The 5,612-nt window shown below is 46.6% G+C and carries 8 protein-coding genes; 1 reads left to right on the top strand and 7 read right to left on the bottom strand.

Features of this window, described 5'->3' with window-relative positions; all coding sequences use genetic code 11:
* The 5 genes from GZ1_RS17110 to GZ1_RS17090 all read right to left on the bottom strand — a co-directional run.
* Window positions 1-1,111: phage portal protein (locus GZ1_RS17110; RefSeq protein ID WP_060788973.1), on the bottom strand; the 1,111-nt coding region annotated here is incomplete at its 3' end.
* 206 nt (window positions 1,112-1,317) lie between these two features.
* Entirely contained in the window at window positions 1,318-3,045 is a 1,728-nt protein-coding gene (locus GZ1_RS17100) for a terminase large subunit (protein ID WP_060788971.1), read from the bottom strand.
* A complete protein-coding gene (locus tag GZ1_RS17095) occupies window positions 3,042-3,545 on the bottom strand; it encodes a phage terminase small subunit P27 family (protein ID WP_174520697.1) in 504 nt (167 codons plus the stop codon). Before GZ1_RS17095 ends, GZ1_RS17100 begins: the two co-directional genes overlap by 4 nt.
* A 113-nt stretch (window positions 3,546-3,658) precedes the next feature.
* Window positions 3,659-4,057 carry an HNH endonuclease gene (locus tag GZ1_RS18630; RefSeq protein WP_083509334.1) on the bottom strand — a complete coding sequence of 133 codons (399 nt, stop codon included), beginning with the start codon at window positions 4,055-4,057 and terminating at the stop codon, window positions 3,659-3,661.
* Between the two features lie 36 nt (window positions 4,058-4,093).
* Entirely contained in the window at window positions 4,094-4,393 is a 300-nt protein-coding gene (locus GZ1_RS17090) for a YjcQ family protein (RefSeq protein ID WP_060788970.1), read from the bottom strand.
* 154 nt (window positions 4,394-4,547) lie between these two features.
* Here GZ1_RS17090 and GZ1_RS19350 point away from each other — a divergent pair, with 154 nt between their 5' ends.
* Window positions 4,548-4,715: a hypothetical protein gene (locus tag GZ1_RS19350; protein WP_164834599.1), complete on the top strand. Its 168-nt coding sequence runs from the start codon at window positions 4,548-4,550 to the stop codon at window positions 4,713-4,715.
* Window positions 4,716-4,908: 193 nt separating this feature from the next.
* Here the strand turns inward: GZ1_RS19350 and GZ1_RS17085 are convergent, their stop codons facing one another.
* Both GZ1_RS17085 and GZ1_RS17080 read right to left on the bottom strand, forming a co-directional pair.
* On the bottom strand, window positions 4,909-5,202 hold the full coding sequence (locus GZ1_RS17085; protein WP_060788969.1) for a hypothetical protein: 294 nt from the start codon (window positions 5,200-5,202) through the stop codon (window positions 4,909-4,911).
* Window positions 5,203-5,345: 143 nt separating this feature from the next.
* The coding region (locus GZ1_RS17080; protein ID WP_157074397.1) for a tyrosine-type recombinase/integrase at window positions 5,346-5,612 on the bottom strand (267 nt) is incomplete at its 5' end.

The following is a 5,612-nucleotide window of genomic DNA, read 5'->3' as shown; positions in this document are numbered from 1 at the left end:
GAAACCCATTCTGTATGCCGATCGCATAGGCTTCATATCTCGTTTTAATGTCAGCGCGCAAAATACTATCGACATTAAACTTCACATAATAGCCAGCGTCTAGTTCACTGTCTAGGAATAACTTGTACGTCATTTCCTGCTCGTACATCGTTAGAATTGGGAGCAGTGTATCTACGTAGAATTGCCGTTGTTGCTCCGCCACGTTTGTGTGGGTCGCCCGGCTTAAATCGTTGAGTTGGTGCATCTTAATTCCGAACGCTGTAGCGATCTGCCGGATCGTGAGCTCGGTGTTTTCCAAAAACTGCGCATCAGACATCGTTAAGCTGATCGGCTTAAATTCGTACCCGATCGGCATGAGCGCGATGCGGTGACTGTTTTTCAGTCCTGAAGACATTTCCTCGAATTTTTCTCGGAATTTCTTCTGCGCTTCCGGGTTTAGATCGCCAACATACTGGACGATTCCTTTCACTTGCAGCCCTTGCTTGTAAAAATTATTGATAAATCGGCCGGCCGCCGCCGCGTTTTCGACCGTCGCTCGTAAATAATCAAGAGGAGGAATGCCAACAATGCCGTCGAGCGTAACGCCACTTTTAAAGTGCAATAGTTCATTAGGCATGAGCTTCCGTCTCTCTGTTCCGACATCGACTTCATACCAGATGTGATTTTTACTGCTGAAAAGGCCGATATCGTCGATCCAAATGCGCACTTTACCCGCATCGATCGGCCAAAGCCCCACAATCCTGCCCTTTTCGTCCGTCTCAATGTTGACGTATGCATTACCGTGTATGTTCCGCTGCGTCTCATTGCATTTGGCGAAGTCAGATGCCGACATATACGGGTTGGGCCGAAGCTTTAGCAACTTATATAAATAGTGTTTCACTGCCTTATTGATGCCATTTTCACCCTCGAGATAAATCTTTAAAGGGAGTTTCGACAACGATTCGGCCAAAATTTTGATACAAGCGTAAACGGTTGCCTCTTTCAACGCGTTTTTTCCGTAAACATTGACCTCACTAGGAGAAATGCCGAGAAAATCCAAAAGCGCCGGATTGTTTAGGCTATATTCCGCATATTCAGTACTTCTTCTTTCTAAAACCCGTCGGAAAAACATTCAGTTCTCACCTCCCTCACGGTGGATAACGCTTCGGTGGATGGCGCGCTGCAAAAATCCCGATGGCTAAACATGTGCAACCAAGCACATACAGCCCTGCCGTCACGCTTAACCGGAATGTCGCCATGTTAATGAACAGGAGACCAATGAAAATAAAAAAATCTTCCGTGTAATCACGAAAGATTCTCTGCAATTTCTTCACTTTATCAACCCCACAGTCTGTCTAAAAAGTCATCGGTCGCAAATTCCGATACGTCAACCGACTCGGCGTTCGCAAACATCGCCCGGGCATGGGCGTTAATGAGCGCTGCCAGTGGGTCGATTCGGTCTGTGCTTTTCGATTTATCAAGCATTATGTTCTCTTGGGCATCTTTTCGTGTCACCGCGTTGCCCACGGCCCATGTGAGAACAGGATTTTGATTATGAATGATTTTCTTTTCAAACACTTTTGTCCGAAAATTTTTCGTCGGCTCCGTCAAATAACGAATCCCCTGCGGAATTTCTATCGTCGTGAAACCCTCTGCCTCAAGCTCCTGCATTAAATGCCGCGCATTGTACTTGTCGTAGCAAATTTCCTTCACCAAAACGCCGTATGTTTCCTCAATCGACTTGATATATTCGCGCACAAACGTGTAATCGACGACCACTCCCGGCGTGGCCGTGATCCAACCCTGGCGAACCCACTGATCAAACGGCATTTTATCCGTTTTGACCCGCTCATCGAGCTTTTCTTCCGGAATAAAAGAGTGGGATAACACCACAAATTGACCGTCATTCAACGGAATTTCGATGGAAACGCTCGTTAAGTCAGTCGTGGCCGACAAGTCCACGCCCACATACGCATCCAATCCGCTGATATCCGGCAGGTTTTCCGCGCCGCAGGCCGCCCAGCGCTCGGCCGAGATATAGGCTTGCTCTCGCTTATTGATCCAGACATTCATGTTTTTGGTTAAAAAATCATCCATTTTGTCCGGTTTTTCAAGCGCTTCTTTGAGCTTGGCGCGAATATTTTCAATCCCTTCCGGATAGGAAGCCGCAATCGGGTTCGCTTTCAGCCATGCCTTTTCATCCTTAATGTCGTCAATCAGATTTCCGTCCTCGTCTTTATCCAGTTCGTTGACCATCGCAAAGTATTGATCGTTCTCTACCGGGTTGTTCGGGTCTAAAAGCTTTGAAACATATTGATATTCACTTCGATAGCAAGGATTATTTAAGTTCGTGCCGGCCGTTGTGATAATCATTAGCAACGGCTGTGCCCTAGCAATCATACCAGAGTCAAGAATATTGTAAATTTCGTCCGTTTCGTGGGCGTGATACTCGTCAATAATGCCGCATTGTGGGTTTAAACCATCGCCAGTCTTCCGGTCCTCTTTGGAAAGGGGCCGTATAATGGACCGGCTTTTCGGATGATGGATGGCCCCATACTTCACTTCATATTTTCCTTTCAGTTCAGGGCATCCGGCCAGCATTGCCTCGGTTTCCTTCCAGACAATTCTCGCCTGTTCCGTTTTCGTTGCACCGATGTACACCTCTGACATGCTTTCTCCGAACGCCATCGCCTCATAGGATGCTACACAAGCCAGGCTTTGCGACTTGGCGTTTTTCCGGCCTACTTGCCAATATCCCTTTTTGAAGCGCCGGTAATCTGTATCCTTGTGCACCCATCCGTAAATATTGCCGAATACAAATACTTGTATTTCATGGGGACGGATATGCTGCCCTTTTAACACGCCTTTGGTATGCTTAAAGAGCGTCATCCACTTCAGAAAGCGCATCGCTTTCGTTTCGTCAAAGATATAGGGGAAGGCATCGGTTCCCTCACGCTCAATATCCCGCAAAAAACGCAGGCAAGCCCATTTATGTTTCTGGCAGGCGATCACCCGGCCGTCGATGACATCATGGGAGTAGTCAATGAGCCATTGTTTCAGGCTCATACATCACCAAACTCCTGTTCAAACGGCGTCGGCTGCTTTGGTTCTTCTTTCGGCAAAGCAAGTTTCGCCCGGGAGCTTGGCGTCAATCCAAATTCAACGGCCAGCGATTTCATTTGCTCGTGCAGCTGCTTTTTCTTCGTGAGGAGAGGGTGAGGCACCTTGTTCGTTTCAGCCGCCTTGTTCGTATACTCCACCATCAGCCCTTCCTCCTCGATGATCTGCGAGCACTTAACATAGTTAGAATAGGCATCGCAGTACAAGGCAAGAGCATTCACATCGACATTCGTGACCAGCCCAATCTCTTTCAGTTCCTTCACGATCCGCTTAAACTCCTTCTTGGCCACACCGTCGAGCCAGCCCGGAGGTCTCACCTTGTCGTCATTCGGCCGGAGCTTCGCCTCGGCCTCCTTCCGGGCATCGATTTCCTTTTTCGTCAAATGCTTTGTCCCCTGAATTAAAATCAAGTCAACCGGCTTCGCACGTCGGCCCACTTTCAACACCACCTCTCGTTCGAATTTTCTCCAAAAACTGTTAACCCCCTTTTACGTCAAAAAGGGAACTTTGTGCACGCTGAGGGGGGCGCGCGGTCCAAAGCCGCCCGGTGAAAAAATTTTTACCCCGCCCCCTCCCCGTACTTCCTTTTGTCCTCGGATGTTTTTCTGTTGTGGCATGGGTTGCAAAGCGACTGCAAGTTGTCTAATGTTAGGCGTAACGACCAATCAACCCGCACCGGTATAATATGGTCTACGACATCGGCCGGCGTGATACGCTTCTTAGAAAGGCAATGCTGACAAAGATATTTGTCACGAACCAACGCGGCCTGTCGTACTCGCTGCCACTCTTTGCTCTTATAAAACTCTCGTGCTTTCCGATCACGGAGATGCTCATCATAGTACCGATGTCGTTCTGCTTTGCTTTGCTGTTCTTTGTGCTTATGCTGCTCACAGTATCGTCCTTGCGTTAAGTGCGGACAACCTGGAACGGAGCAAGGCTTCTTCGGTCTGCTCGGCATAAAATCACTCCAAACAAAAAAGCACCCCGAAGGATGCTACAGTTTTAACCAATCCCTTATTTCTTTAAGTCCTTTGTACGTTTTGGCCAAAGCGCTATTTTCTTCTAAAAAGTCCAGACCTTTAAATGTAATTTTCGCCTTGGATAACCAAGCGTAAACAACTTTATTGCCGATTCCGCCTCGTTGAACAACAACATTGGATGCTAAACCTTCATCTCTAATCAATTCACAAATTTCTCCCCATTGCTCAAGTTCTAAACCATAGTCATCACGTTTAGGCTCATTTCCTTGTTGAATTTCTTTTAGAATACTATAAATAATTTTCTTTCTGTTCATTTACACCACTCCTTCCGCCTACTCAATACGACAAAAGGAGGTAACATCCTACAAAATTCATTCGTCAAATTTTGACAAACAATAGGTATTTGTCCTTAACACATTGAATAAATACATACACAGAGAGAAATCGGGAATTAAGGAGTTGGTAAACTTGGCGAAGAACACTGGGGACGGTTATAGAAAGGGAGCAGTAAGAGACCGCTCCCAAGTATATAATCCCAAAATCGATTCTTGGATTAAACGCGGTGAAGATGGACGTTTTATGGACGTTAAAACATCCGATAACAAACCATTTAAAGGCGTACGAAAAGAAAAATAACCATTAAGGTCACTTTCCCGATTTCTCTCCTTGAAACAGAAACGCCACTCCGGTCAGAGTGGCGCTGCATAAAAAGTGAAGGGGGAATTTAAGCTTTATTCAACCCGCTCTATACTACCATCATATCACCTCCGCGACCAAACAGTCCGCCAAAAATCTGCCTTTTTTCTGCCACTATTATGTCAACTCTACTTCACCAATGCCGACTCCCCCGCTTCCTATTCGTTGTAAACATCCGCTTGGCCATCTCATGCATTTCATCTTTCGGTTTGCTGCGAATAATGTTCGACACGTCCACTGTCGTGAGCTTCCGCTTCCCGATCCGATATCCCTTTTTGTTTAGCTCCTGCACCACCTTTGTGACACTTTCCAGCTGCACATACAAGTAGACCGCTTCCTCTTCCATCGTGGTTGGTGTGTAGTTTTCAATCATTCGAATATATTTTTGTAAATATTCGATACGCTTTTTCGCTTCTTCGACTAACACTTGCTTTCCCTCCATGACTTCACTTCAATTTACAGACTGATGCACTCGCCGAATGGCTCAACCCCTTGATAGTTCTAGCCTCAAGACCTTTTCTTTTATGAGTGCACCACACGCTTTTTTATGATGTACTACAGGGCAAAAAATTAAATTTTATACTTCAGCATTGCTCTATCCATCGCATCTTGGTTGACGCCAATGTACTTCAACGTGATGTGAGGGCTGGAATGGTTGAACAGCTCTTGGAGCATAGCCACGTCTTTGGTCTGCTGGTAAAAGTGATAACCGAATGTCTTGCGAAGTGTATGCGTTCCCACCTCGTCCAACGACACATATTCGGCTGCCTCACGAAGGATGCGATAGGCTGTCGAGCGATCAATAGGCCGATTTCCTCCTTGTCGGCTTCGGAAGGC

This window comes from Geobacillus zalihae NBRC 101842 (genome assembly GCF_001544135.1).
Taxonomy (GTDB): Bacteria; Bacillota; Bacilli; order Bacillales; family Anoxybacillaceae; genus Geobacillus; species Geobacillus zalihae.
This window is presented reverse-complemented; position numbering and strand designations above follow the sequence as displayed.

Coding starts and splice junctions, on each gene's coding strand:
- GZ1_RS17100 (WP_060788971.1), bottom strand. CDS start 3,045: ATGAGCCTGAAACAATGGCTCATTGACTACTCCCATGATGTCATCGAC.
- GZ1_RS18630 (WP_083509334.1), bottom strand. CDS start 4,057: ATGCCGAGCAGACCGAAGAAGCCTTGCTCCGTTCCAGGTTGTCCGCAC.
- GZ1_RS17090 (WP_060788970.1), bottom strand. CDS start 4,393: ATGAACAGAAAGAAAATTATTTATAGTATTCTAAAAGAAATTCAACAA.